Source organism: Streptomyces caelestis (assembly GCF_001279005.1).
GTDB lineage: Bacteria > Actinomycetota > Actinomycetes > Streptomycetales > Streptomycetaceae > Streptomyces > Streptomyces heliomycini.
The window spans coordinates 16,576-41,134 of sequence record NZ_LGCN01000001.1 but is presented as its reverse complement, the minus strand read 5'-3'; the positions used below and the strand labels follow the sequence as shown (position 1 = coordinate 41,134).

21 protein-coding genes are annotated in these 24,559 nt (G+C 70.5%); 16 read left to right on the top strand and 5 right to left on the bottom strand.

Features of this window, described 5'->3' with window-relative positions:
- Positions 1-518 precede the first annotated feature (518 nt).
- From ADK41_RS00195 to ADK41_RS38495, 7 genes are all read left to right on the top strand, one after another.
- On the top strand, positions 519-1,442 hold the full coding sequence (locus ADK41_RS00195) for a serine/threonine protein kinase (RefSeq protein WP_234318566.1): 924 nt from the start codon (positions 519-521) through the stop codon (positions 1,440-1,442).
- 47 nt (positions 1,443-1,489) lie between these two features.
- A complete protein-coding gene (locus ADK41_RS00190; protein WP_030578332.1) occupies positions 1,490-2,065 on the top strand; it encodes an ABC-three component system middle component 2 in 576 nt (191 codons plus the stop codon).
- Positions 2,062-4,086 (top strand): hypothetical protein, encoded by a 2,025-nt coding sequence (locus ADK41_RS00185; RefSeq protein ID WP_030819720.1) that lies wholly within the window; start codon positions 2,062-2,064, stop codon positions 4,084-4,086. The genes ADK41_RS00190 and ADK41_RS00185 overlap by 4 nt, the downstream gene beginning before the upstream one ends.
- 241 nt (positions 4,087-4,327) lie before the next feature.
- Complete coding sequence (locus tag ADK41_RS00180) at positions 4,328-5,059, top strand: phosphotransferase family protein (RefSeq protein WP_030819721.1); 732 nt, start codon at positions 4,328-4,330, stop codon at positions 5,057-5,059.
- A gap of 200 nt (positions 5,060-5,259) precedes the next feature.
- Complete coding sequence (locus ADK41_RS00175; protein ID WP_030819722.1) at positions 5,260-7,323, top strand: hypothetical protein; 2,064 nt, start codon at positions 5,260-5,262, stop codon at positions 7,321-7,323.
- A gap of 30 nt (positions 7,324-7,353) precedes the next feature.
- Positions 7,354-7,848, top strand: a complete 495-nt coding sequence (locus tag ADK41_RS00170; protein ID WP_030819723.1) for a hypothetical protein — start codon at positions 7,354-7,356, stop codon at positions 7,846-7,848.
- 225 nt (positions 7,849-8,073) lie between these two features.
- On the top strand, positions 8,074-8,274 hold the full coding sequence (locus ADK41_RS38495) for a hypothetical protein (protein ID WP_078615117.1): 201 nt from the start codon (positions 8,074-8,076) through the stop codon (positions 8,272-8,274).
- Positions 8,275-8,338: 64 nt separating this feature from the next.
- Here ADK41_RS38495 and ADK41_RS00165 read toward each other — a convergent pair whose 3' ends face one another.
- The 3 genes from ADK41_RS00165 to ADK41_RS00155 all read right to left on the bottom strand — a co-directional run bounded on the left by ADK41_RS00165 (position 8,339) and on the right by ADK41_RS00155 (position 10,387).
- A complete protein-coding gene (locus ADK41_RS00165) occupies positions 8,339-8,956 on the bottom strand; it encodes a hypothetical protein (protein ID WP_030819724.1) in 618 nt (205 codons plus the stop codon).
- A 328-nt stretch (positions 8,957-9,284) separates the two neighbouring features.
- Positions 9,285-9,923: a GNAT family N-acetyltransferase gene (locus ADK41_RS00160; protein WP_030819725.1), complete on the bottom strand. Its 639-nt coding sequence runs from the start codon at positions 9,921-9,923 to the stop codon at positions 9,285-9,287.
- 77 nt (positions 9,924-10,000) lie between these two features.
- On the bottom strand, positions 10,001-10,387 hold the full coding sequence (locus tag ADK41_RS00155) for a hypothetical protein (protein ID WP_030819726.1): 387 nt from the start codon (positions 10,385-10,387) through the stop codon (positions 10,001-10,003).
- Positions 10,388-10,620: 233 nt separating this feature from the next.
- On the opposite strand from ADK41_RS00155, the gene ADK41_RS00150 reads away from it, so the two are divergent.
- From ADK41_RS00150 to ADK41_RS41940, 4 genes are read left to right on the top strand one after another with little or no spacing between them, the layout of a single operon-like run.
- Positions 10,621-14,469, top strand: a complete 3,849-nt coding sequence (locus ADK41_RS00150; protein WP_234318567.1) for an SNF2-related protein — start codon at positions 10,621-10,623, stop codon at positions 14,467-14,469.
- Positions 14,466-15,668, top strand: coding sequence for a hypothetical protein (locus ADK41_RS00145; RefSeq protein WP_030819730.1), 1,203 nt, complete (start codon positions 14,466-14,468; stop codon positions 15,666-15,668). Before ADK41_RS00150 ends, ADK41_RS00145 begins: the two co-directional genes overlap by 4 nt.
- Positions 15,669-15,717: 49 nt before the next feature.
- A complete protein-coding gene (locus tag ADK41_RS00140) occupies positions 15,718-16,020 on the top strand; it encodes a hypothetical protein (protein WP_051842910.1) in 303 nt (100 codons plus the stop codon).
- A 38-nt stretch (positions 16,021-16,058) separates the two neighbouring features.
- Positions 16,059-16,226, top strand: a complete 168-nt coding sequence (locus tag ADK41_RS41940) for a hypothetical protein (protein WP_167353437.1) — start codon at positions 16,059-16,061, stop codon at positions 16,224-16,226.
- Between the two features lie 43 nt (positions 16,227-16,269).
- Here the strand turns inward: ADK41_RS41940 and ADK41_RS00130 are convergent, their stop codons facing one another.
- On the bottom strand, positions 16,270-16,995 hold the full coding sequence (locus ADK41_RS00130) for a SpoIIE family protein phosphatase (RefSeq protein ID WP_030819736.1): 726 nt from the start codon (positions 16,993-16,995) through the stop codon (positions 16,270-16,272).
- Positions 16,996-17,241: 246 nt separating this feature from the next.
- Here ADK41_RS00130 and ADK41_RS00125 point away from each other — a divergent pair, with 246 nt between their 5' ends.
- From ADK41_RS00125 to ADK41_RS00110, 4 genes are all read left to right on the top strand, one after another.
- A complete protein-coding gene (locus ADK41_RS00125; protein WP_158717632.1) occupies positions 17,242-18,492 on the top strand; it encodes a hypothetical protein in 1,251 nt (416 codons plus the stop codon).
- Positions 18,493-18,668: 176 nt separating this feature from the next.
- On the top strand, positions 18,669-19,634 hold the full coding sequence (locus tag ADK41_RS00120; protein ID WP_030819739.1) for a DNA-processing protein DprA: 966 nt from the start codon (positions 18,669-18,671) through the stop codon (positions 19,632-19,634).
- Positions 19,631-20,374 (top strand): ComF family protein, encoded by a 744-nt coding sequence (locus ADK41_RS42665; RefSeq protein ID WP_234310084.1) that lies wholly within the window; start codon positions 19,631-19,633, stop codon positions 20,372-20,374. Before ADK41_RS00120 ends, ADK41_RS42665 begins: the two co-directional genes overlap by 4 nt.
- A 296-nt stretch (positions 20,375-20,670) precedes the next feature.
- Positions 20,671-21,624: a nucleotidyltransferase domain-containing protein gene (locus ADK41_RS00110; protein ID WP_234318568.1), complete on the top strand. Its 954-nt coding sequence runs from the start codon at positions 20,671-20,673 to the stop codon at positions 21,622-21,624.
- A 173-nt stretch (positions 21,625-21,797) separates the two neighbouring features.
- Here ADK41_RS00110 and ADK41_RS42660 read toward each other — a convergent pair whose 3' ends face one another.
- Positions 21,798-23,306, bottom strand: coding sequence for a hypothetical protein (locus ADK41_RS42660; RefSeq protein WP_234318569.1), 1,509 nt, complete (start codon positions 23,304-23,306; stop codon positions 21,798-21,800).
- A 179-nt stretch (positions 23,307-23,485) separates the two neighbouring features.
- On the opposite strand from ADK41_RS42660, the gene ADK41_RS00100 reads away from it, so the two are divergent.
- Positions 23,486-24,478 (top strand): immunity 49 family protein, encoded by a 993-nt coding sequence (locus ADK41_RS00100; RefSeq protein WP_030819744.1) that lies wholly within the window; start codon positions 23,486-23,488, stop codon positions 24,476-24,478.
- Positions 24,479-24,559: the final 81 nt, after the last annotated feature.

Here is a 24,559-nt window from a genome sequence, read left to right as displayed (position 1 = left end):
TGCCGATACCGGCGATGAAGGAAGTGAGGCTCCCGTGCCGCAGGTCGAACCGAGTGTTCTCGACGTGCTCAGGGAAGCGGCGTAGGACGCCGCTTCCTGCGAGGCCATCGTGGTCGTGCTCGCGGCCGCCGACCTCGACACGAAACGCCGATGCCGCCCAGCAGCGCGATGCGCGCTGCGACTTCGGCTGTCTGGGACCGGCAAGGCTCAGGACTTCGCTGCGCCGCTCACGGCCATGCCCATCACTGCGGAGATCATCGCCCACGCCAACGGGGCGAGTGGACTGCCGCTGTCTCTGCGAACCAGCTCCATCCACCGTGCCACTGCCGGGATACTGCCGACCGCAAGCACCTTGATCGCATGATTCCGTAACACGTACGCTGGCGGCCGTTACTGTGTGTGGCGCAGGGTGAACAGTCCGCTGAACGCGGTTCGCTCGGGTTGCCTGCGGGATGCGGGGGTGCAGGTTGGACAACTCCATGCCGGTGGCAGCTGGTGTTCCGCCCATCCATTTCGGAGTGCACGAACTGCGGACCGGAAGCGCGGACGGGGCACGGGCCGACTTCGAGAAGATGCTCGCGCAGCTCGCCAGTGCGACCAATCCGAACGTCCGGATGATCGCCGCGAATCCGGGCGACTGGGGAATCGACGCTTTCGCCGGTGACCTCGGCGGCGCCATCACGGTCTGGCAGTCCAAGTACTTCATGCCGAAGACCACAACCAGCCAGTCGCAGCAGATTCGCGAGTCCCTCGCGAACGGGCTGAAAGCCGCGGCGGCTAACGGTCACACCATCACGCTCTGGATCCTGTGCATCCCCTCCAGCATGGACGGGCCGGCAGCCCAATGGTGGGATGGCTGGAAGAAGCGGCAGGAGAAGGCGCATGGCCTCGTCATCGAGCTGTGGGACGAGACCAAGCTCATGAAGAAGCTGCTGAGCCCCGAAGGTGACCAGGTACGCCGTGCCTATTACGAACCCTTCACGGCGCCTGCCGCCCCCGCTCAGGAGCAGATACGCCTCGTGCTGGACGTGGAGGAGGACAAGGCGGCGGCGCTCGACTCGGCTCTGTTCGTGCGCCAGATGACCGAGGCCGGCCACGTCGAACTGGACTCGGCGAAGCGGCAGTTCTTCAACGCCGACCTGGTGGCGCGCGAAGTCGCGCACAAGGGCGTGCCGGCTGAGGTTGCCGCACTGAGCTCTGCTGACGCCACCCTTCACGGGGTGTGGGAGATGCAGTTCAACGAGTGTTCGGCCGAGGGCACCCTCGCTGCTCTGCACGGCCGGGTATGGCGCGAGGTGCGCGGCGAGCACGACAAACTGCCCAAGGTGCTGCGTCTGGAGGTGACGCACAGCTGGGGTCTGGTCCACCGGCTGGTCGACAACCGTCGGGCAGGGTGGGTCACGCACTGGCGGCAGATCGCGAGCGGTCATGCCGACGACTGAGGTTTCGCGTCCCTCCGTACCGCTCGACCACTGATGAGGAGCATGCCGTGCAAGCAGACCGGCCGGTTGTGATGCCCGAGGACGAGGTACCTTTCCGTCTCGCTCAACTGCTGCTGCTCCTTGACGCCGTTGCCGCGCAGGACGCAAACGGGGCCACCCTGGAACGCATCGGGTACTACGACTTCCTGTCCGCGAACCCCTTCCTCGTAGTTCCCTCCGAGGGCCGGGACGCGAGCCTCCTCCGGCTGGCCGGATTCGACCCGCAGGTCCTTGCCTACGCGTCCTCTTCGCAGCGATTCACGAGCCGGCGAGAACGGATCCAGCACGACTTGGCGCTCCTGGTGGCCTATGGGTGCTGCCAGGTCCGAAATCGCAACGGCTCCCTCACCTACTCGATCACAGAGGCCGGTCAGCACCTCGGCGGGCAGTTCACCGCCACGTACGCGACGTCCTTTGCTACCGCCGCAGACATCGTCGTCCGGCAGCTCCGCAAACTCAGCGACAAAAGGCTGCGCGAGCAGACCGCACGGTGGCTCAGGCCGGACGGACCCGACGGGCCCGCGGCTGCCCTCATGAGCGTCCTGGGGCCAGGCCCGTTGCTGGAAACGTCCTGGGAGGGATGATCACCATGGAGCCGCTTCCCGGCATCCGGATCCGCCGTCTGCGCCTGGTCGGCATGGAGCGGTCCTACGACGTCGACTTCACCGCCGAACAACGGGTACGGAACCTCTCCGTCATCGCCGGGGCATTCAGCTCCGGCAAAACAGCGGTCCTGGAATTCATCGCCTACGGGCTCGGCGCGAAACGGCACCCCCGCCACCAGGAGGTGCTGCGAAGGGTTCGTTCATGCCTTTTGGAGGTCGAGCTCTCCGGCGAGCCGCACGTGATCGAGCGGTCGGTCGGAGAGCCCTCGAAGATCGCCTTCGTACGCCGCGGAACGCTCGACAGCAGGCCCACCTCCAGGGCCGAGAGCAGGCCCATCGACCCGCCCGGGGCACCGGAGAGCCTGTCCTCTCTCCTCCTGAGTCACTGCAAGCTCGAAGGCGTTCAGCTACGCGAAGCGCCCACCAACAGCGAATCCCGCACGGACCCGCTCAGCTTCCGCGACTTGATGTGGCTCGCCTTCCTGCCCAACGAACGCGTCGCGGACAAGAACTTCCTGTTCGAGAACGACTACATGCGCAAGCACAAACTGCGACAGGTCGTCGACGTCGCCTTCGGGGTCCACGACGATCGCGCCGTCGAACTCGGCCAGCGCATCCAGGAACTCGGTGGCCGGCTCAACCGCGCCAAAGCCGAACTCGCAGCAGCCCGTACCTTCGTCGTGGAGCAGGCTCCCACCGCACTGGACGGTGAACCCACACCTGCCGTCCACGAACAGGAGCTGGCTGATATCACGAGCCAGCTCACGGAGTTGGACCGCCGGGCGAAGGCGGGAACGGAATTCGCGGCTCAGCTGCGCCACCAGCACAAAGAGGCGGCCCAGACTTCTCACCGGGCGGCAGCGGTCCTGCGGGACTGCGAAACGCAGCTCCAACGCCTGATGCCCCTCCGCGCACAGTACGCCGACGATCTCCTCAAGCTCGGCATGCTCGGCGAGGCACAGCAGATCTTCGACCCCCTGAGCGTCACCACCTGCCCCGCATGCCTGAACCGGCTGTCGGCTCCCCCCACCGCCGAAAACGGACGTTGCAGCCTCTGCCGCCACGACCTGACAGCAGCGGAAGGGACGTTGGTCCTGGGCGCTGCCGACACCGGCAGCCAGGCCGGAGACAACCGGGTGGACGTCGCAGCCGAGACCCGGTCCACCAAGGCCCGCCTCAAGGAGATCACCACCTACATCGACGAGCTCGGCGCCTCGCTCGTCCCACTCAAACTTCGGGCGGAAGAGGCGGCCGTCCGGGAAGAGGAAGCCGCCGCCGCGCTGGACGCCGCGACGTCGCCTTCAGTCTCACCGTTCCTCGCCGCCCGCGACGACCTCCACCGAAGGCGCGAACAGGTCCTGCGCCAACTCGAACAGGCCGAGAGCGCGGTCAAACTCCGCGAAGGACTTGCCAAACGGGCCGACGCCGTGGAACGCCACGAAGCCCAGATCGCCCGTCTCCGCGAGGAACTCGCACGACTCGGAGACGCCTCCCACGACCGCGATCGGGTCATCGCCAAGATCAGCGGCCGATACGGCGAGCTCCTGCGAGCCTGGCGCTACCCCAAGGTCAGTACGCCCTTCATCAAGACCGACCTCACCCCCTTCGTGCGCGGTGAGCCGTACCAGGAAGCCTCCTCCGGCGCCCGCACTCTGCTTACCCTCGCCTGGCAGCTGGCCGTATTCGAGATCGCAGTCGAAGCAGGGGCCGCGCACCCGGGATTCCTCATGATCGACAGCCCCCAGAAAAACCTCGGCCACGGCGGCACCCTTGATGCCGTGATCGCGGACGCAGTCGCCATCGACGACTTCTACCACCACCTCTCCCTCTGGCTCGCAGAGCGCGGTAGCCGAGCACAGCTCATCGTCGCCGACAACAGCCCGCCACCGCTGGTGGAAAGCAGCGTGGTGGTGCGCTACAGCCGCAACGAGGACCGTCCGCCGTACGGGCTGATCGAGGACGAAACCAGTGCGGACGAAGAGGCAGAGGCCGAGGCGTGAAACGCCCTCCCAAACACACGTCCTGTCCTCGATAGCAGGCTGACCCCAAAGGCGCAGCGTCGCGGATCACTCACTCAGCAGTTGAAGGGCGGGCTCGACTCTGACATCCGCCCGACAGCCGCGTGTCGGTCGGCATCAGTGGCTGCCGGAGCTCGGACGGGTGGGCGGACCCTGGCGGGGGAGAATCGTGGTCTTTTGTCACTGAAGACTGACCGAGGGCCCGCGCGTGCAGGATGTAGCCATGAAGAACGAAGTGCCCTTGTCCGGTGGACGCATCACTTCGGGTGTGGTCAGGATCGGCGATACCGTCCGTCGGCCAGTCACCGCGTCGTCCGCGTTCGTCGCCGAATTGCTCGGTGACCTTCGACGGCAGGGCTTCGCTGGCGCTCCGCGTCATCTCGGGTTCGACGAGGCAAACCGCGAGATCCTCAGCTACCTTCCCGGCTGGGTGCCCGCTCGCTTCCAGCGCTGGACAGACCTTCAGGTGGCTGCCGCCGGCTCCCTGCTACGAGCCTTTCACGACGCCACCCGCGCGAGCCGCCTGGCCGGTCGGCACCCCGTCGTGTGCCACCACGACCCGGGGCCGAACAACACGGTCTTCACAGACGACGTCCCGGTCGCCTTCATCGACTTCGACACCGCTGCCCCAGGCGATCCGCTGGAAGACCTCGGCTACATGGCATGGACCTGGTGCATTTCCTCCAAGCCTGACGCTCCACCCGCCGCCAGCCAGGCCGCACAGGTACGCATCCTCGCTGGCGCGTACGGGCTCGACGACGCCTCCCGCTCACGTCTCATCGATGCCGTGCTCGACCGCCAGATGCGTAATGCCCGGTGGTGGCGCCACCACCTCATGCGCCCGTCTCCGCACGTCGCTGACGACCACGAGATCGCCGAGCGCATCCGGTGGTCCGAACGGGAGCACGCCTACACCTTGACCAACCGCACAACCTTCGACGCAGCCCTGGACTGACAATCCGACACTCGTCCGATCCTCCGCCTGCGCGATCAAGGCTCGATGACACATACCCGCGTCCCCAAGTCCGGTGACACAGGGCAGCCTTCGCCCGGCGCCCGAGCGACCCCAAAAACTCGTCCGCTCTGACTGTCACACCGCGCGCCGTCCGCACACCTGTACCAGGTGACAGCGGACCTCACAGCGGGAGCAGCACCGTGACGCACACCGACACCCTCACCCCGTACACGTCCCGGCTACAGCAGGGCCTTCGCGCGACCGACGCGGCCGTCTCCCCGGTCGCCCTGCGCCAGATGGCCACGGGCGAAACCGAAGAGACGGCCCGAGCCGAGCTCGCGGACTTCGAGCACCTCATCCCGACGCCCACGCCCGAACAGGCCCGGGGCGAGGCACGGATCTTCCACGCGCTGATCACCGCCTACGGCCGTCACCGCCCCACCCTCACCGGTGGCCCGTTCGGCATCCGCAGCCTCACCCCCCGCCCCGACGAACTGGTGGTGCGGATCGCGCCCGCCCAGCTGGAGCGGTGGATCGACGCCCTCGGCCACCGGCCGGGCGGGACAGGCGTCGCAGGCCTGCGCTGGGCCGGCCTGCGAGAGGGGATTGCCCTGACGCTGCCCGGGATGAGGATGCTCCTCGCCGGCATCAGCGAGACCGACTGGCGTGCTGCACTCGGCCGCCGGTCCGCCGACCAGAGCAGCCTGATGCCTCACTGGATCCCCCAGTTCCGCCGCGAACCCGAGTACGCAGCCGCCCAGGACGCCGAACTCGCGGGCCTCGCCGACCACCTGTGCGCCACCCTGCGCCGGATCCGGCTCCTCGACACCCTCACCCGTATCAGCGGTCACGTTCACCTGTTCACCACCCGCCACCACGGCGGCCTCCACCTGATCGAGGCATGCGAGGCCACCCCCACCGTCCTGCCGCTGTGGACTTCCCGGTCCGTCCCCCTGGCCCTGTGGCCCGCCGGACCGATTCCCGCCTCGGGCCCGGCCGACCCGCGCACAGCTGTCCTCGACCTCCTCACCGAGATCGAACCCGACCGCGCCCCGTCCGGCACCGTCGATCACCCCGCCGCCCGCGCCCTCTGCCACATCGCCGGCCTCAGTGCGGACCCTGTCCTGGTCCAAGCCGCCGAGCACGCTCTCGACGTCGCCACCCGCGTCCTCGCCGACCCCGCCCACGCCAGCGTGTACGCCGCCGGCGGCTGGGCAGGCAGCTGCCGCACGTACCCCGAAGGCACGGTCCACGGAAGCGACCCCTGCCTCCCGCCCGGCGCCGAGGCCGTCACCGACCTCCCCGAGGAAGCCCTCCAGCGCCTCGGCCGGCACTTCTCCAGCCAGCCCTCGGACACCTCCCGCACCGACCTCGCCAGCGCCGGCCAGGAAGAGCTCGTCCACCTGCTCGACTGGGCGCTCGCTATCGCGACCCGCCCCGCAAACCGCCTGAACTGGACCCGCGACAGGACCGACGGCACGCTTCAGCACACCCAGCCGCTGCCCGACCGCGACGGCATCCTGACCCTGACCGCCACGACCACCGGCGTCTACCGCGTCAGCCTGGACGCACTGGGGCTGAGCGACCTCGCCGAGGAGGACGACACCGTGGAATGGGAGCGCGAGGCCGCGCCCTCGCAGAGCGTCGCCGTCCTGCTCGCCGAACACGCCGCGATCGAGGCCGCCGTCTGCCTGCCCTTCCAGCGCGAACACCGCAAGCAGCGCCTCCTGCTGCCAGAGGCGGTGCCGACCGAGCCGACGATCCGGTCCGTCATCGCCGGAGCCGACTACGTTCTGGGGTTCTTCACCTTCGCCAGCGTCCTCGGCCGCCTCCACGAACGCGTGGGCTCCGCCCAGGGAGCAGCCGACGGCCACTGGCGAGCCGACACCCCGCTCGACGGCCCGGCCACCCTCACCGCTCTTATTAGCGACTGGTGCGCGCTGCCCTCACCCCACTACGGCGAAGCCGCCAACACCGCCACCGTCGACAGCCCCGACTACCTCCGCCACCTCGCCGCCCACCGCGCGGCGCTCGACCCGTTCGTCACCCGCTACCTCGCCGCCGCCGACAGCCTCGCCGACGCGCGCACCTTCGAGGAGCGTCACCTCGCCGGCTTCGCCGCCCTGCGCACCACCGACCTGTCCGCCCTGGCTCGCACGGAGGTACGCCCCACCGGCGAACGGCTCCTCCGGCTGGTCAGGTCCATGCCGCAGGACCCCGCCCAGCTGACCGCCTGGTACGAACACCACCTCGACCAGGCCTGAACCACGCCGACCCGGAAGAAGGACCACACGATGAGCGATCAACTGCCGGACCCGGCAGCGTTCATAGGCCCCATCGGACGCGGGAAGGTGCCGCTGCCGCGCGATGCCGACGCCGACCAGTACGCGGCCGTGCTGAGGCGAGCCTTGCACACCGTCGAATGCCGCGAACTCGGCCCGGAGGCCGCCAGCCAGAAGTTCGGACCGTTTGCGGACACCGCGGACGGCCGTGTGACCGTGCTCGTGGACGAGGACCAGATCCGGGCCCGCCACCCCGGGCACGACGAGCTCCATCACCTGGCGCACGCGGTCCGTGAACGAGGACCAGCGGTGGACGTCGTCATGGTGGCGCCCAGGCCGACCATGCTGTTCATGGACGAGATGGCCCACGTCATCAGCAAGGCCGCCGAGCCTGCCTCCGTCCCGGCGCTGGCCGGGTGCACCCGGTGGGTGTACGAGCCGAGTTGGCCACTGCGACCGGTCTGGTGGTCTCCGAGAGGTGAGCGTGAAGCGGCGGACGAGCGGTGACGGTTCGGGCCCGGAGGCGGTGGTCGACGCGTTCGCATCGGCGGACGTGGCACGGGCGAGCGTGCCAGGAGCGGCGGGCGGTCGGGAGCGAGGGGGGCTTGACGTGGGAATGCGGCCCGAAGGAAAACTCCTCGGGCCGCAGTTCGGAATCTGTATACGCTTTCGCAGCCGGCCTGTGCGCCGGCCTCCAGCCGGGCCCGGCCCGGGACGAATCAGGGGGACGAGATGACCACCACGAAGACCTCAAGCTCGGCAGTATCAGTGCCCGACCGTACGCCGGGTGCCCCCGTCGCCCTCTTCAGCGACGAGGCGTCCGCGGTGACGAGAGCGGTGCCCGGCGCGGCCAGGAACCTGCCGCGGCCACTGGACACCCTGACCTGGCAGGAGCCCCCCGCCCTGGAGGACGCGGACGACGACGCGCGGTGACCGCATGGCCCGGGGCACGTCGCCTCTCGCCGCTCGGCTGATCCGCCCAGGCGCCCCACCACGATCATCGGTTGTGCCAAGCAGAGTGGTCCTCGTTCCACTGCTCCCGGGCCTGGGCCCGCTCCACTTCTGCGTCCAGACGTTCGATGCGCGTTCCGTCCTCGATGTGGACATCGGCGTGCGACGAGCCAGCGTGGTACCGGTGGCGCTGGCTGACCACGACCACGGTCCGGGCGATACCCCCCTGGTTCGGCATCGCCATCACCGTCGACACGAAGGGCCCTGCGAGCCCGCCCGGCACCGAGATCCAGTCGTCCTCGCCGGCCTGCCAGGGGAAGATCAGGTCTCCTCCCTGGGGGCCGGTGCCGGAGGGAAGACCTGCGGGTGCCGGTTCGAGACCGGCGGTCAGCCTGGCGAGCGCCTCCAGTTCGAAGACGGCCACCTGGAAATTGTCGCCGGGGGCGGCCATCTGCCCGAGCAAGGCGAGTTCTGAGGCCACCCGGCGCCAGTCCTCCGCGCGGTCACCGGTGATGCTCCGGTCCGTGCGCAGTGTGGTGAGGGTGCGGGTGACGAAGGCGTGACGGGCACGTTCTCGGCCTGCGTTGCCTCGCATGGCCGGGGGCAGAGGCGGGAGGCGGTCGGCGAGGCGCTGGGCGCTGAGGCGGGTGTCCGCGGCGGGCATCGGGGTCCTCGAAGTCGAAGGGTGTTCGGGTGAGTTCTGGCCTGCTGCTGCGTGCCGGTCTGGTGCCGTCGCGGATAAGTACGACGGCACCAGACCGGGGCGGAGTGGGTTCAGCGGGCACCGGGACGGGGAGGGGGCTACTCGCCCCGGGTGCACGTGGCCGTCGAAGCAGCCGTCGGCGCGTAGCCGGTCCCGGCCGTCGGAGACCTTCACCTCGGTCACCTTCGACAGGTCCGCGTGGGGGGCGGCTCTGGTGCTGTGGCAACGCGGCACCAGAGGCACCCTTTGCCGAGTTCTGCACGTTCACCGGAGCGGGTCCGGTGGGGCATCAGTCGGACAGCGCGCCGGTGATGGTGGGCATCCCCTGGACCGTGGTGATGGCGACGGTGGGGGAGAGGATCTTGAAGGCGTGCTTCCAGCCCCGGTCCAGGAGGCTGAGGAGTTCGCCCGTGGGCAGTGTCAGCGACAGGCGGTTGTGGCTGGTGTAGCCGAGCCGCCCGTAGAACCTCGTGAGGCTTCGGTCGTGGCGCAGTGTCAGGACCGTGTATCCGGCATCCCGGAACGTTTCCTCGGCGTGGTGGAGGAGGGTGCGGGCGATTCCCTGGTTTCGGTAGGCGGGGACCACGGCGAGGCCGTGCACGGTGGAGATGTGCTCGACCATCTTGCGCCGCATGATCTTGGGCGACCGGTTCGGGTCGGACATCCACTTGGCAGGGCCACACGTGATGGCTCCGACGGGGACTCCCTCGCTGTTCTCTGCGATCAGGAAGTGGTTCCTGCGGTGCGAGAGCGGTCCGTTGTCGCTGTCGGCGAGGGCGTGCCGCATGGGGTCCAGGGCACCGGGCAGGTCCTCGGCTCGCAGCTGGAGGTCGACGAGCGAGATCAGCTCGACGAGGGTGTCGCCGTCCTCCTGGGTCGCGGTCCGGACACGGATGTCGGTGTCGGTGAGGGCAGTGGGGGCGTGCATGGTCGAGTCCTTGGCGCTGGCAGCCGGACCGTCGTGGCGCGGCTGGAGGGAGGTGGGGGCCGGGGTGGGAGAGCGGGTCAGCCGAGCGGGGTGCTCCAGCCGAAGAAGAGCCAGCTCGGCTCCGGCCCGGTGGGTTCGAGCAGCAGCGCTCCGGCGCCGCCGGATCGGACGCACGGGGCGTCGTCCTCGATCAGGCGGTCGGCCAGCCAGTCGGCGTCGTCCTCGTCGAGAGGGGCGCCGTACGGGACGGGCGACGGAACGGATTCGTTGAAGTAGCCCGCGATGACGGGGCCCAGCGCGGAGCGGTCGCGCACGACGGTGACGCGGCCGACCTTCGTCAGGTCTGCGCGCCGGGTGAACGGGTCAACCGGAAGTTCCCGGTCCTTGGCGGCGTGGTTCGTGAATGCGCTCTGGGCGCTGGGGCCGCTGGCAGTGAAGCGGAAGACCATGGGGTCCAGGTGCATGGCGATCCTCGCAAGAGTGGGCGCCGTACAGCCGTCGGCGCACAGGGCAAGCCGACGCGACGCAGGAGAAGTGAGGGGGTGCCGGAACTCGGCGACATGACCAAACTACATATCGAAATCAAAATAAGCAACAGTCTTGGGGTGGGGTGCTCGTGTGTACGGCACCGACCTGACGCGCACGCAGGTCACAATGGGAGTGGTCTCGACGGCGTCCGGCTACTGGGGGAGTGTCTTTGTCCATCGACCGCCTGCAGCCCATCAGTCCCGCAGCGCTGGCCGCCCGTACACCCCGAGTCCAGATCCCGCCCTCCCGCGCCGGCGCCTCGGCCGAGAGCACGGCCTTGGCCCTGATGGACGCGGACGCCTTCCGCGATGCGCTTCAACGCGCCATCGCCCAGGGCGCATCCGCGGCAGCCGTCGCGTCCGAAGCCACCCGCCGGATCGCCCGGGGCCACCTCGACGTCGCCGCCCTGCGGGCCGTGCTGTTCGAGACGGCCGGAACAGACGTCTGGTCGGCCGTACGGCAAGCCGCCATCACCGCCGTCGCCGCCAGCCCGGCCCTGGCGCCGAGCATCATCTCCATGCACGCCCAACTGCTGCGCACGCCGTCCGCGACCGTCCGGGAAGGACAGGGGGACGACGGCCAGCCGTGCTTCGTCGCGCAGGCCGCCTTCGCTCCCGCCGGCCGCGACATCACCGGCAGCATCCAACAGGCCCGCACCCGCAAGGGCGCCCGGCAGCAGGCCATGACCAGCCTCATCGCCGCGCTCGCCGACCTGCCCGACCCCCTCGCCGATCGCGCGGTGCCCGACTGGAACTGGGACACGCCCGCCGCGCCCCATGCGCCCGCGCCAGCAGGGGAAGCCAACCCCCTCTCGGTCCTGAACGAGTTCCACCAGGCCGGCCACATCACCCGGCCCGACTACCGGACCCCGACACCGACGCCCACCGGCTTCACGGCCATGGTCACCGCCGTCCACCGCGGCCAGCAGCTCACCGGCGAAGGAACCGGCCCCAGCAAACGCCAAGCCCGGGCCGAAGCAGCCGACCGCCTCCTGAAGGCCCTGCAAACCGCCCTCGGCGCCGACGCCGACCCCCCGGCCGCGACCGAACCGGCGGCGGCCGCGCCCGTCCAGCCCGCGCTCCCCATGCCGCCCGCGCCGGCAGACCGACAGGAGCCGCCGCCCGCCCTCCCCGCCGACCCGGCCGACCTGTTCGCCGCCCGCCGCGCTCTCGAGCAGGCCCTCGGCGACGGCGCCGCCCTGACCCTGCTGCCCTCACGCCACCCCGGCCGGGCCGCGTGGATGCTGTTCCAAGCCGACGGCACACCCCTGCCCACACCCCGCCGCCTGCCGCCGCCACTGCAGCCGGTCATCCGCGACCTCGTCCTCGCCGGCGCCGGCGGCATCATGCCGCGCCGCGCCACCGTGACCGGCATCGCCGTCCCCGTCGGCCTCGCCCTGCCCGCGCTGCTCACCCGCCGGGAAGGCGAACACCCCTCCGTCACCGGGTGGCGGCCCGCTCTCCGCCTGGCCGTGGCGTGCGTGGCCCAGCAGCGCGTCTACCCCGCCCTGACCGCCGACGGCCAAGGCTGCTGGCGCATCGGCCCGGTCACCGAAGCGCTGCGCACCGCCGTCACCGAGGCCGCGGCCCGGATGGCACCCGAGGGCCATTGCCTGCTCGCCGGCCAGAGCCCCCTGCGAGTCCTCGCACCCGAACACGCCCTCTGGCCCCTGCTCGACGCCGTCGCCGACGCGATGGTCCGCACCCCCAGTGCCGCCCCGCTCCTGGGCCCCGGCCCGTTCACCAGCACCCCGGCCCCCGAGCCCGAGCCCACACCCGAACTGTGGGCCTGGGCCGACGCGATCGAGGACGCCGCCGACCCCTGTCCCGCTCCCCGCCTCACGCTGCGCATCAAGGAGCCCGACACGGGCGAGCAGACCCCGACCGTCCAAGCCGTCCTGCACCTGGCCGCCGACGACCAGGACGAACCCGTGTCGGCGAGCAGCATCTGGGACGGACAGCACACCCACCCCGCCCTGACGCCTGCCGTGCTGCCCGGCGTACGCCGGGCGCTGCGCCGCGGCGCCCGCCTGTTCCCGCCGCTCGGCGACCTCGCCGCACAGGAACGCCCCCGCCGCCTCACCCTGTCCGCGGAGGAACTGGCCCTCCTCCACGACCACGCCGCCGCCCCGCTCGCCGGAGTCGGCTTCGCCGTCCACTGGCCGCCCGCTCTGCTCGGCGCGCTCACCGCCACCGCCGTCATCGGCACCCACGACGGCGCCGACGAGTTCACCCCCGGCAGCGGCTTCCTGGCCCTGAACCGTCTCGTGGACTGCCGCTGGCACATCAGCCTCGACGGCGACCCGCTGACCGAGGACGAGATGACCGCCCTCGCCGACGCCGCCTGGCCGCTGATCCGCATGCGCGGCCGCTGGCTGCTCATCGACCCCGACACCGCCCGCCGCGCCCGCCACCGCGACCTCGCGCCGCTGCCCTCCCTCGACGCGCTCGCCGCCGCCCTGTCCGGAACCCTCACCCTCGACGGCGAAACCCTCGACGTACGGGCCGCCGGCACGCTGGCCACCCTCGTCGACGCCCTGCGCCAGGCTCCCGACGATCCCCGGCCCGTGCCACCGCCGACCGGTCTGAACGCGACGTTGCGCCACTACCAGCAGCGGGCTCTGACCTGGCTCGCGCACACCCTCGGCCTGGGCTTCGGCGCGCTCCTCGCCGACGACATGGGCCTGGGCAAGACGCTGACGACCATCGCCTTGCACCTCCACCGCGCCGAAACGGCCGGCGCAGCCGCCGGCCCGACCCTCGTGGTCTGCCCGGCCTCCCTCATCACGAACTGGCAGCGCGAGATCGCCCGCTTCGCCCCGGACACCGCCGTCGTCCGCTACCACGGCACCACCCGGACCCTCGACACCGATGCGCTCGACCACACCACGGTCGTCATCACGACGTACGGCACGCTGCGCCGTGACCCTGCCGTCGCCGCCACCCAGTGGGGCCTGGTCGTGGCCGACGAGGCCCAGCACATCAAGAACCCCGCCTCCGCCACGGCCAAGGCGCTGCGCGACGTCCCTGCATTGGCCCGGCTCGCCGTCACCGGCACCCCCGTCGAGAACACCCTCACCGAGCTGTGGGCCATCCTCGACTGGACCAACTCGGGCCTCTTCGGCACCCGAGCCGCCTTCCGCGCCCGCTACGGCACCGTCGAGAAGGACCCCGACGCGCCCGCCGCAGCAGGGCTCGCCCGGCTCATCGCCCCGTTCATGCTTCGCCGGCGCAAGACCGACGCCGGCATCGCCCCCGAACTGCCCGGCAAGATCCACCACCACCGTGTCGTGGCCCTGACCGACGAGCAGACCGGTCTGTACGAGGCGATCGTCCGCGACACCATGCACAAGATCACGACCAGTAGCGGGATCGAACGCCGCGGCCTGGTCCTGAAGCTGCTCCAGGCCCTGCGTCAGATCTGCAACGCCCCCACCCTCTACCTCAAGGAACCCCTGGACGACGCCGAGCCGGCCGGCCTCGCCCGCCGCTCGGGCAAGCTCGCCGCCTTGGACGACCTCGCTGCGACCCTCGCCGACCGGGGCGAAGCCGCCCTCGTCTTCACCGGCTACGTCCAGATGGGCCGCATCCTCGAACACCACCTGCGCGCCCGCGGCCGCTCCGTCCGCTTCCTCCACGGCGGCACCCCGCCGGCCCGCCGCCAGCACCTCGTCGACGCTTTCCAGCACGACCCCGACCCCGCCCCGGTGTTCATCCTGTCCGTCAAGGCGGCCGGCACCGGCTTGACGCTGACCCGGGCTGAGCACGTCATCCATTACGACCGGCCCTGGAACCCGGCGGTCGAGGACCAGGCCACGGACCGCGCCCACCGCATCGGACAGCACCGCACCGTCCAGGTCCATCACCTGATCACCGAGGGCACCGTCGAGGACCACATCAACGAACTCCTCGCCCGCAAACGCGCCCTGACCGACGCCGTCCTCACTTCCGGCGAAGGCGCCCTGACCGAACTCGACGACTCCGAACTCGCCGCCCTCGTCACTCTGGGAACCCGATGACCGGCACCGCCCGATCCCTCGCGCCGCTTGCCGGAGCGTGGAAGCAGGCCTTCCACCTTGCCACCAACGGCTCCGGCTCGTACGGCAAGGGCCTCAACCTCGCGCGCAACGGGGCCGTCGCTCAGATCCACACCCAGCCCGGCAGGATCAGCGCCCCTGTCGCCGCGAAGAAGGCCACCCACCAGGCCGTGATCCACCTCCCCGAGCTGACCGCCACCCAGTGGGAATCGCTGGCCGCCCGGCTCGCCGACGACCCTCAGGCCGTCGCCGACCTCGTCGCCAACCGGATCCCCGCCACGATCGCCGACTCCGGCCACGCCGGCGGCATCTCCATCACCCCGCCCTCCGACGGCATCACCTTCTCCTGCTCCTGCCCCACCGGCCGGACCCACCGCGTCTGCGACCACAGCGCAGCCCTTGGCCACGCCGTCGCCGAACGCCTCACCAACAGCCCCTCCTTGCTGCTTGGCGCCCGCGGCATGACCGCCCGCGCCCTCGCCGCCCACGTACGCGACCTCGTCGACGGCGCCGACCCCGGCCCTCTCCCCGCAGACACCAACGGCACCGTGCGCGCCGCCCAGCTCTACTCGCTGGCCGCCCACCGCCCCCCACAGACGGCACCGTCCCTCGACCTCGACACCGTCACCATCCTCACCTACACCGACGCACCCCTCCCTGGGCCCCGAGCCCAGGACCTGGCACACATGACCGCCGACGCCGCCGCCCGCGCCCGGACCCTTCTGACCGACACCACTGCTGCGCCGCACGACGAGTTGGCCGACATCCTCCGGATCCTCGCCAGCCCCGACGGCGCGGACCATCTCGCGGCCGCCCAGCGCGCCACCGGCATCCCCGAAGCCACCCTGCGGGCGATGATGATCGGCTACCGCCACGGCGGCCCGGCCGGCGCCCACGCCACCCTCGCCGCCACCCCAGCAACCAGGGACGTCCTGGAACAGGCACGAGAGACCCTCCACTCCTCCCGTGCTGTCGGCCTCGGGACCATCACCCTCGACGGCGATGCGCTCACCGACACGACCGCCGGCGTTCAGATCCGCCCGGGCCCCGACGGCCGCTGGTATCCCTTCACCGTCTGGCGCGCTGGCGAATGGCGCCCCGCGCCCGGACCTTGCGACGATCCCGCCGAAGCATTCCGCGCCGCACGGCGCGCCCGCGCTGCACGACCGCTCAGGCGATAGCCCAACCGACGACCCGACCAGACGTCCCGAGCCCGAAAGACCTCACCACATGCCCCTGGACCAGCAGACCGGCGTACGCCTCTATCAGTTCATCGTCGACCGGCTCGAGGAACGGCGCCGCGAGCAATACCCCAACGGCCGCGACGAGTACGAGGCCGACTGGACCGCAGCCCACGATCTGGAGAAGGACTTCGCTACGGCCGTACACGCCGACGACCTCGCCACAGCCGAGCAGCTCCTCCAGGAGCTCATCGACATGGCCGCTCCGTGGCGAAGCCATCCTCAACACCCGGATAGTCACACCGAAGACGGGAGCCAGCCCGACAACGCCGTGCTGGGCAACCGGGCATGAGGCGGCAGTGGATCCTTCCTTGCGGCATGGTCGCTGCCATGGTGGTGCTCACACCCACCGTGATCCGCACCCAGAGCGCGTCGTGGACGATCGGGTGGTCGGCCATCCTCCTCGGGGCCGTCGCCGTGCTGCTGCTACTCGTCCTGGCTGAACGCCTCACCCCGCCGTCGGACCGACCCGAGCCCCGCGACCTCCCGGAAGCCTGACCCGCCCCGACCCGCCGTTCCCCGCCCCGGACAAGGGCGGCCCTCAGCCCTCCGCCCGAAGCAGGACGATCACGGTGGCGTCGTCGCGGTACCCGCTCTCGTCCTCGGCAGCCGCCGCGACCAAGGCGTCCGCGAGCAACTGCGGGCCGGCCGCGTACATGCGACACAGCCGGGCCAGCACCTCCAGGGGCACCTGGTCGGAGACCCCGTCGGACACCAGCAGCACCAACGGGACCTCCGAGGGGACCTGCACCTGCCGGCACGTCGCCGCCCCGGCCTGGGCCAGCCCGAGCCGCGACCAGTTGTCGTGGACCTCCGCCGCGAGCTCCACCGCCGCGCCCCCGTTGATCCGCAGCCACTCACCCATCGTCTGGTCGGTCGACCACTGCCTGAGCGAGACCCCGTCCCACCCGTACGCCCTGCAGTCCCCGATCCAGTGGACGCTGGTCGGCTGTCCCGGCTGCGCGCAGGCGAAGACCGCGGACGCGTGCGGGGGCCGGTCGTAGGACGCGGCCATCTGCCCGGCCGCCATCAGGCCAGCCAGCCCGCCCACCACGGTCCCGATGTGGGTGATCACCGCCGGGATGATCGCCGCGTACCGGACCACCTCCGGATGATGGCCGGCCCCGTCGACCACTGCGGCACTCACCATCTCCCCGCGGCGCTGCACGTCGGCTCCGTCCGCGCAGGGCGGCTCCGTCCCAGGCCGCTGGGCCAGTCCCACCACGATCTTCTCGACGGTCACCGTGCGGGTGTTCTGCTCTTCCATCGTCCATGCCTCCGTTCCGGGGGCCGGGGTGACCCTCGTGCCCTACAGGCCGCTCGGAGCAGAGGAGTGGGTTATTTAACGACGTTGAGGCTGGTGTGACGCTTGTGGCGGCGAGTCCGCCGGTGACGGAGTCGTACGGGCTGCCACGGGAGCGGGGGATTCGGAAACCGAAGGTGCGCGGTCAGACCGGCTGAGATCATGGCAAGAGGGTCAGCTCATGACCATGGCACAGCAATGGGGGCGGCGATGGACGAGACGAGCACGGTGCGCGCGGTCGCGATCGACTACAAGGCGGTCCTGCGCTCACCCGGACGCCCCCACGACGGGATCGCCGACTTCCTGCAGTGGCTCGACGAACACGACGTCTCCTTCGTGCTGCTCACGACCGACTCCATCGACGCCGAAGCCGCCATGAGGGCCGCCGGTCTGCCCGCCCCCGCCCTCCACCTGTGCCGTGACGACATCCCCGGCAGGCCGGCCCGCGGCAGCGGCGCCTGGCTGCTGACGGTCGCCGACCGCCTCAAGCTGCGCACGAATCAGATCGCCATGGTGGGAACCTCGGAGTGGGACTGGCGCACCGGCATCAACGCTGGCGTCGTCTACATCCACGCCCGCTGGGCCAACCACGTCCGCGACAACAAGGGCATGACCCCCCTGTCGGCCGACGAGCCGGCGGACGTCGGCGAGCTCCTGGAGCAATTCCTCCTGGACGAGCCCCGCTGGGCCTTCAGCCACGACGACCCCGCCCGCTCCTTCAAGATCCGCTCGCTGCTGCCTCCCAACGTGCGCTTCCCCCAGGCCCCCGGCCGGACCTTCGAGCTCCAGGACATCTTCACCCGCGGCCGCACGATCACCGTCGGCAACCAGGACGCCCGCGACATCCTGATGCTGCGCCTGCTGTCCTCCGCCTACCTCGACGGCACCCTGCCCCACCGCAGCCTCTTCTGCGTCTACCCCAGCAGCTCCCCGGGCAAGGTCAGCCAGCAGCTCGCTGGCTTCCTCACCAAGGCGAAGGTGATGGTCGGCTCCTACTATCGCGAGGACCTCCTTGAGCGCGTCGCCCAGGCCCCGGACACCAGCTGGGAGCGGGCGAAGAAGAACTGGGGCCAGGTGAGCACGGCGGACATCTCGATCGGCGCACAGGCCCGCACCGTCCGGATCAACCCCAAGTACAAGGGCAAGCTCAAGGGCAAGACGGTGATCGTCTTCGACGACTTCACCACCGAAGGCAAGTCCATTGAGTGGGCTCGCACCCTCCTGGCCAGAGCCAAGGCGGCACAGGTCATCGCCCTGACCATCGGCAAGTACGGCGCCTCCCGCCACACCGCCTACCAGCTGCGCCCCGGCACGACGATCGATCCGTACCAGGTCAGCTACCACCTGGCGGCCACGAACTTCGTGACGACGTCCGTCACTGGAGCCGCAGGCCCGGGCCCCGACGACGCTCTGAAGGCCACGATGTCCCACTTCATCGCCGCCGCGCAGACCGCTGATTGATCTTGCCCGCCGTCCGGCCTTCGGAGCTGGCGCCCCCGTGGCGAACCGGACCCGAGGATCGAGCCGACCGTGCCCTTCCCTCCCGTACGAGGACCGCGTACGCCATGATGGAAGTGGCCCGAGAACCTCGCTTCATCCTTCGAACATCCCGGGGCCACGAGTAGAAGGACACCTTGATGGACCTCGATATCACCGCTGACCAGCACGATCTGCTGACCCTGTGCGCGTTGCGCGCTGGCGACGCCACCCTCGACTGGAGCCTGATCGCCCGCGGCGCCCAGAGCCCCGAGGGCTTGGCCGCGCTCATGGACGGACAACTGCACGAGGACTCCCGTGCCGCGGCCAAGAACCGCCCCCTGCTGCAGCAGGCCCTGACCTCCGGCCTGGACGACGCCCGCGCCCGCGTCGATGACGAGCTCGCCGCCGCCGGCAAGACCGGCGCGCGCCTGGTCACCGTCCTGGACAAGGACTACCCGGCGAACCTCAGGGTGATCGGCAACCTGCCGCCGTTCCTCTTCTACCGCGGCGAGCTCGACCAGCGCGATGCCCGCTCCATCGCGATCGTCGGCACCCGCCAGGCCTCCGAGGACGGCCTACGGCGGGCGGCCCGGATGGCCCGCGAGCTCGTCGACCACGACGTCGTTATCGCCAGCGGTCTCGCCAAGGGCATCGACGCAGCCGCCCACCAGGCCACGCTCACCGCCGGCGGCCGGACCTTCGCCGTCATGGGCACCGGCATTGCCGCCCCGATCTACCCGGCCGAGAACCGTCCGCTCGCCAAGGCGATCCTCGCCGCCGGAGGCGCGCTGCTGAGCCAGTTCTGGCCCACCAGCCCTCCGGCGAAGTACACCTTCCCTCGCCGCAACGTCGTCACGTCCGGCACCACCCTGGGCAGCGTCGTCATCGAGGCCTCCAGTACGTCGGGCGCCAAGATGCAGGCGCGCCTGGCGGCCGAGCACGGCAAGCTCGTCTTCCTGATCCGCTCCCTCGCCGACACCCAGCCCTGGGCCAAGAAGATGCTGGAGGAGGGCCGGGCGATCCTGGTCACCGCCTCCAGCGACATCACCGACCGCCTCGGCCAGGCAGCGGACATCCAGGCCGCCGGACAGCAGCGCCAGCAGCTCGCCCTGGCTGGCCTGTGACGGCAGGTCTCCCGGATCCGGCAGGCTTCCCCGACTGCCCGGTATGCGCCTACCGCATCACCGGCACCGCCCGCCTGTGCTCCGACTGCGCCGGCCGCACCCTCCAGCCCGTCGCCGAGCCCCACTGCCCGGTCTGCTCCCAGGCCGTCGCGCCCGGCAGGCCGTGCGGGAACCGGGTGTGCGCGCTGTCGGAGGCCGAGCGGGGGTTCTCCCGCGTCGACGCGGTGGCCATGTACTCCGGAGCCCTGCGCGACAAGATCCACAAGCTCAAGTACGAGGGGAGGGCGGGCTGGGCGTTGATCTTCGGTCGGCTCCTCGTCGGCTGGATGGAAAGCCACCCCGAGGCGATGCACGGCGTCGACCACGTTGTCGGGAACCCCACCCACACGGGCCGCCAGCCTCTCCAGCACATCGAGGCGATCATGGACGCCGCCTACACGGAGGACGTGACGCGGGTCTTCCCGCTCAGCCCACCGGGGGCCCACCGGCTGGTGAAACATGCCGAGACGCCCCGGTCCGCGAACCGGACTCTGGACGAGAAGCGCGTGGCCGCAGTCGCGCACGCCGCCGCCCTGACCTGGACCGGAGACACCGGCGACATTAAGGGGGCCACCATCCTCCTCGTCGACGACGTCTTCACCAGCGGATCCCAGCTCCAGCACGTCGCGCGCCGACTCCGGGCAAACGGCGCCGTCGACGTCCGGGGACTTGTGCTCGCACGAGTCCCCTGGAGCGGATGACCGCCCCGACGCTCCGGCCTGTCTCCGCGGCATCCCGCTCTCCCGCGCAGACCGAGTCCGCGCCACGCCCCGTGATCCGAATCCCCGAATATGTGCGATAAGAGGCCAGTTGGCGCGATACGTTGAGCAGCAGTCCCCCCGGACGCCGCGTCCCCCCGTGCGTTGCGTCCGGGGGCATACTCCGCCGGATCCGGCCTGATCACCGGCCACGACCGTCCCGCCACGACGTACACAGCTCTCGACCGCGCGCCTCGTCAGGACCACTCCTCACCCCTCTGAGGGATGGCCATCGGCGCGTGGAATTCAACGTCCTCGTCCGCCACTACCCTGGTGGCCAGCGGGATCGAGGGAGCCACATGAAGCGAACGCGAGCTGTCGAACTGATCGAAGCGATGCTTCACCGGCTCGACGGCCCCCAGGAACGGCCCCTCAACCTGGTCCGGCAGGTGTGGCTGTTCGGCAGCTTCGCACGCGGCGCCACCGAGCCCCACGACGTCGACGTCGCTGTCCGGTGCGAGCGCGACGAACGGATGAACCAGGCCGTCGTCCAGGCCATCTTCTCCGGCGGCAACCCCTACGCGCCGCTGCGCCGCGCGCTCGCCGGGTCATCCCGCGGGTTGCAGTTCCAGTTCGAGGACGCGGCGCGTGAGCAACTGGAGGCCGAAGGCACGGTCATGCTCCCGCTGTGGCAACGGGGTGACACGCTCACCGAAGCTCTCGGCGTGCTCCACGCGATCGACGAGGATCCCGAAGCGGGCCGGGCCGAGCGCCACGACATGATCGACGCTTTCGAAGGCCTTGACCGGCACATCCCCCGCCCGATCCGGGCAGAACTGATCGAGTGGCAGCAGCAAGAGGCCATCACCATCTCGCGCATCACGCTCTCCGACGCGCCGGACGACACCGACCTGCTGGCGACCCCGGACATGCGCTGGGCCTTCCGCCGGTGGAACGACGACAGCCCGCTGCGCCGCGCTGCCCTGGCGGGTCTGGCTCTCATGAAGGAACTCGCGGTCGACCTCGACGACGTCGAGCTGGCCGGTCAGCGGCTGTCTACACCGCGACGCCTCGCGGGACACCGGAGTGAACCCCGCTGGTGGGTCAACTGGAAGTGGCAGGGCTACCAGAGCATCCCGTACTGCGTCACCCGCGCCGACGGCTGGCTGGAGGTAGTACAGCCCACGCGGGCGCGACCGCTGAACGCGTTGGTGATCAAACCCGGACCCAAGGCAGCAGCATTCGGACGCTGACCACCCGAGCCGGCAGCCTGCGCTCGGTACGTTGGCGGTCAATCCCTGCACTGTGTTCCCCGATGCGCGGCGTCCAGGGGCATACTCGCCGGATCCGGCGTGACCATCGGCTGCCGCCCATCTAATCCCGGAAACCCCGCCACTCGTCTTCCCGCCATCCGGGGCCCAGCGCGTTATCGGCTCTTCAGTAGCAGAGCTCGCAGACGTGGGTAGCGGGCGAGCAGCCGGGCCAGGTGGGTGCTGAGGAGGCTCGGCCTGAGGACGGCGGTGACATGGACAAGCCAGAAGTCCTCCACGGTGCGCCTGGCGTGCGTCAGCGCGTCCTGGGACGGCGTGGTCTCGTCGTGGTCGGGAAGGTGCCGGCCGTAGACGGGAATCACCTCTATGCCAGCGGCGCGCAGCGCGCACAGGCGGTGCTGGCCGTTGGTCAAATTCTGCTGTCCGGTGTCCCACCAGATGTGGCCCCCTCCGATGAGGGAGCGAAACCAGGCGCGGTCGCGCTCGCTCAGGTCCGTGGCGCGGTAGAGCCGGTCCTGTTCGTCGCTGTCGGGTTCGGCGCGGGCGAAGGCGAGCACGGCCTCGGTGATCGCCCTCCAGTCGTCGGCCTGATGGTAAGTGCAGGCGGCGAAGTCCTGATCGCCGAGCCGGGCGAACAGCTCGGCGTGGGCGGTCTTGCTGTGACCCTTGGGGTAGGTGGCAGCCAGGGCCTTCGCCCGCTCACCGTAGGGGCACTTGAACAGGCCATGTGGCCAGGGGAGCTGGGAGGCGGCGACGGGGCGTATGCCGGTGACGCCGTCCAGGTGCAGAGCCCGCTGGGCGGGGCTGCTGAACCTGCTGGGGTACAGAGCGGCCTCCGAGCCAGGCGGCTCCGGCCGTATACGGGCATCGGCGTGGAGCTGCTCGGTGAGGTCGGGTTCGGTGACACCGGCCAGTTCGTAGAAGGGACCCTCGTGCCAGGCTTCGTCCTCGTCGGAGCGGCGACGCTCCGGGTTGGGCTGGATCAGGACGGTCACCGGAACCTCGGGCAGCACGAGGATGCCGGACAGGCCGTGGACCGAGGCGAGGGTAAGGCGACCGCGCGCCCAGGCAGGATCGTTCAGCACAGCGTCGAGGGCGTCACCGGCGAGGTGGCCGATCCATTCGACACGGTGGAATCCTTCGTCGATGCGCATGTCCCACTTCGGGTGCCGCAGGGCATGGATCTGCAGGTAGTCACCAACCATGACCAGGTGGGCCGGTTTGTCGAACACGGCTGCCCGCTGGCGCGGCGGCTGCGGCTCGGTCTCGTCGGCCGGCGCCACGAGGTCGGGGCCGCGGATGGTGCTGCGAAAGGGGTGCGGTCCGGCGGCCAAGCGGCTTCCGGTGAACAGGGGCTCTGGTGTCTCTGGCCACCAGGGATGGGCGGAATCCCAGCGGGCCCGGCCGCTGTCGACCTCGCCGAGGGTCCACTGATCACCCTCGCGCAACATGACCGGGCCTGGCATGCCGTGACAGAACACGACCGCGATCTGCCGGGTTGCCCGGGTACGCAGGTGGGTGGAGCCGGGAGCCAGGAAACCGATGTCGGTGATGACCTCCACCCGCTCGATCCGGGCGAACCCCTCGCCGTCCGGCACGCCGTCGACGGCCATCCGTTCCGAAGCGATCTGGAGGTAGTCCCCCGGGCGAAGCGCGGTACTCACGTGCGGAACGGTCATTCCCTACCCCCGGTGCGCCGCCTCACAGTGCGGCGGTCTGTGATCTCCTCGTGTATACCGCACCGGACCAGCAGCTCCTGCCCGGCCTCGCGAGCTAAAGTGCTGTCAGTGCCCGTTGATAACGTGCTTCGTCCAGTCGTGGAGTTCATGAAGGGACCAGGTACGTGCGGGATGTGACATGCCATCAGATTAGCGAGCAGCGGTTGGCCGAGGCGCTCGACGACATCGACGGGCGGGCCTACATGCGGTGGCACTGGCTGCGGTACGGCAGCATCTCGCCGGCGTTGATCCGGGACATGGCGGACGAACTGCTCGACCATGTCGCCGCGCGAACGGTGACGGAGCCGGGGCTCGACGCTGCGGCCGGCACGGTCGCCATCACCGCGGCGGAGTGTGTGCAGGGAGTGCTGAGCATCATGTGCTTCCCGGACGGGGACCAGGAGCTCCGGTTCCCCCTCGTCGGGGAGCGGATCAGCACGGACCCGGACGACGACGAGTTCGGGGACGGGCCCATCACCTTCCGGGACGTCGTCAAGGAGGCGCCCACCGCGCGGACCTGGCTCGACATGTTCGAGATGTGTGTCGTCAGCGGGCTTGTGTGGGATTGGGAGCGGGTCACCGGGCTGCTGCTGCGCGGCGACTACGCGCCCGCCATCCGTGACGGCGTGCCCTACAACCGGTACACCTCCGTCTCCGACCCCGCGGACCTCGCCGCCATGGACGCCCTGTGCCTCTATCTCACCGAGGCGGCCGGGCATCTGCCCCGCGACTGGCCGACGGTTCCGCTGCGCAAGCCGGACGCCGGGGAGCGCGCGGAGGCCGCCCGGCGGCTCGACGAGGTCGGTGACGCGCTGAGCGCGGACCAGCGGCTGCTCCGCGTACTCCTCGACGACGACCAGCACGCCTTCGAGGACGCCCTCGTCGCCCGGCTGGTCGCGTACCGGGAGAGCGTTGAGGCCGGTGCCGGTGATCCCGCGCCCCGGTCCCTCCTCCCCCTCGGCACCCTCGCCCTGGCCTGCCTCGCCGTCCAGGTCCATGGGTGGGAACTTGGTGTCCGGTCCGGGTATCTGCCGTACGGTCTGCTGGGATCGCCGGACGCGCCGCGCCGGGCGGCGGAGGGGAACCGGAACAACTTGGGCTGCTGGGCTGCCAAGTAGGCCACCCGGGGTGCGGAGGTGGGCCTGGCCCGGCATCCAGGACATCGTCGTGGAGACGGACTCGTCCCCACCGAGGCAGCG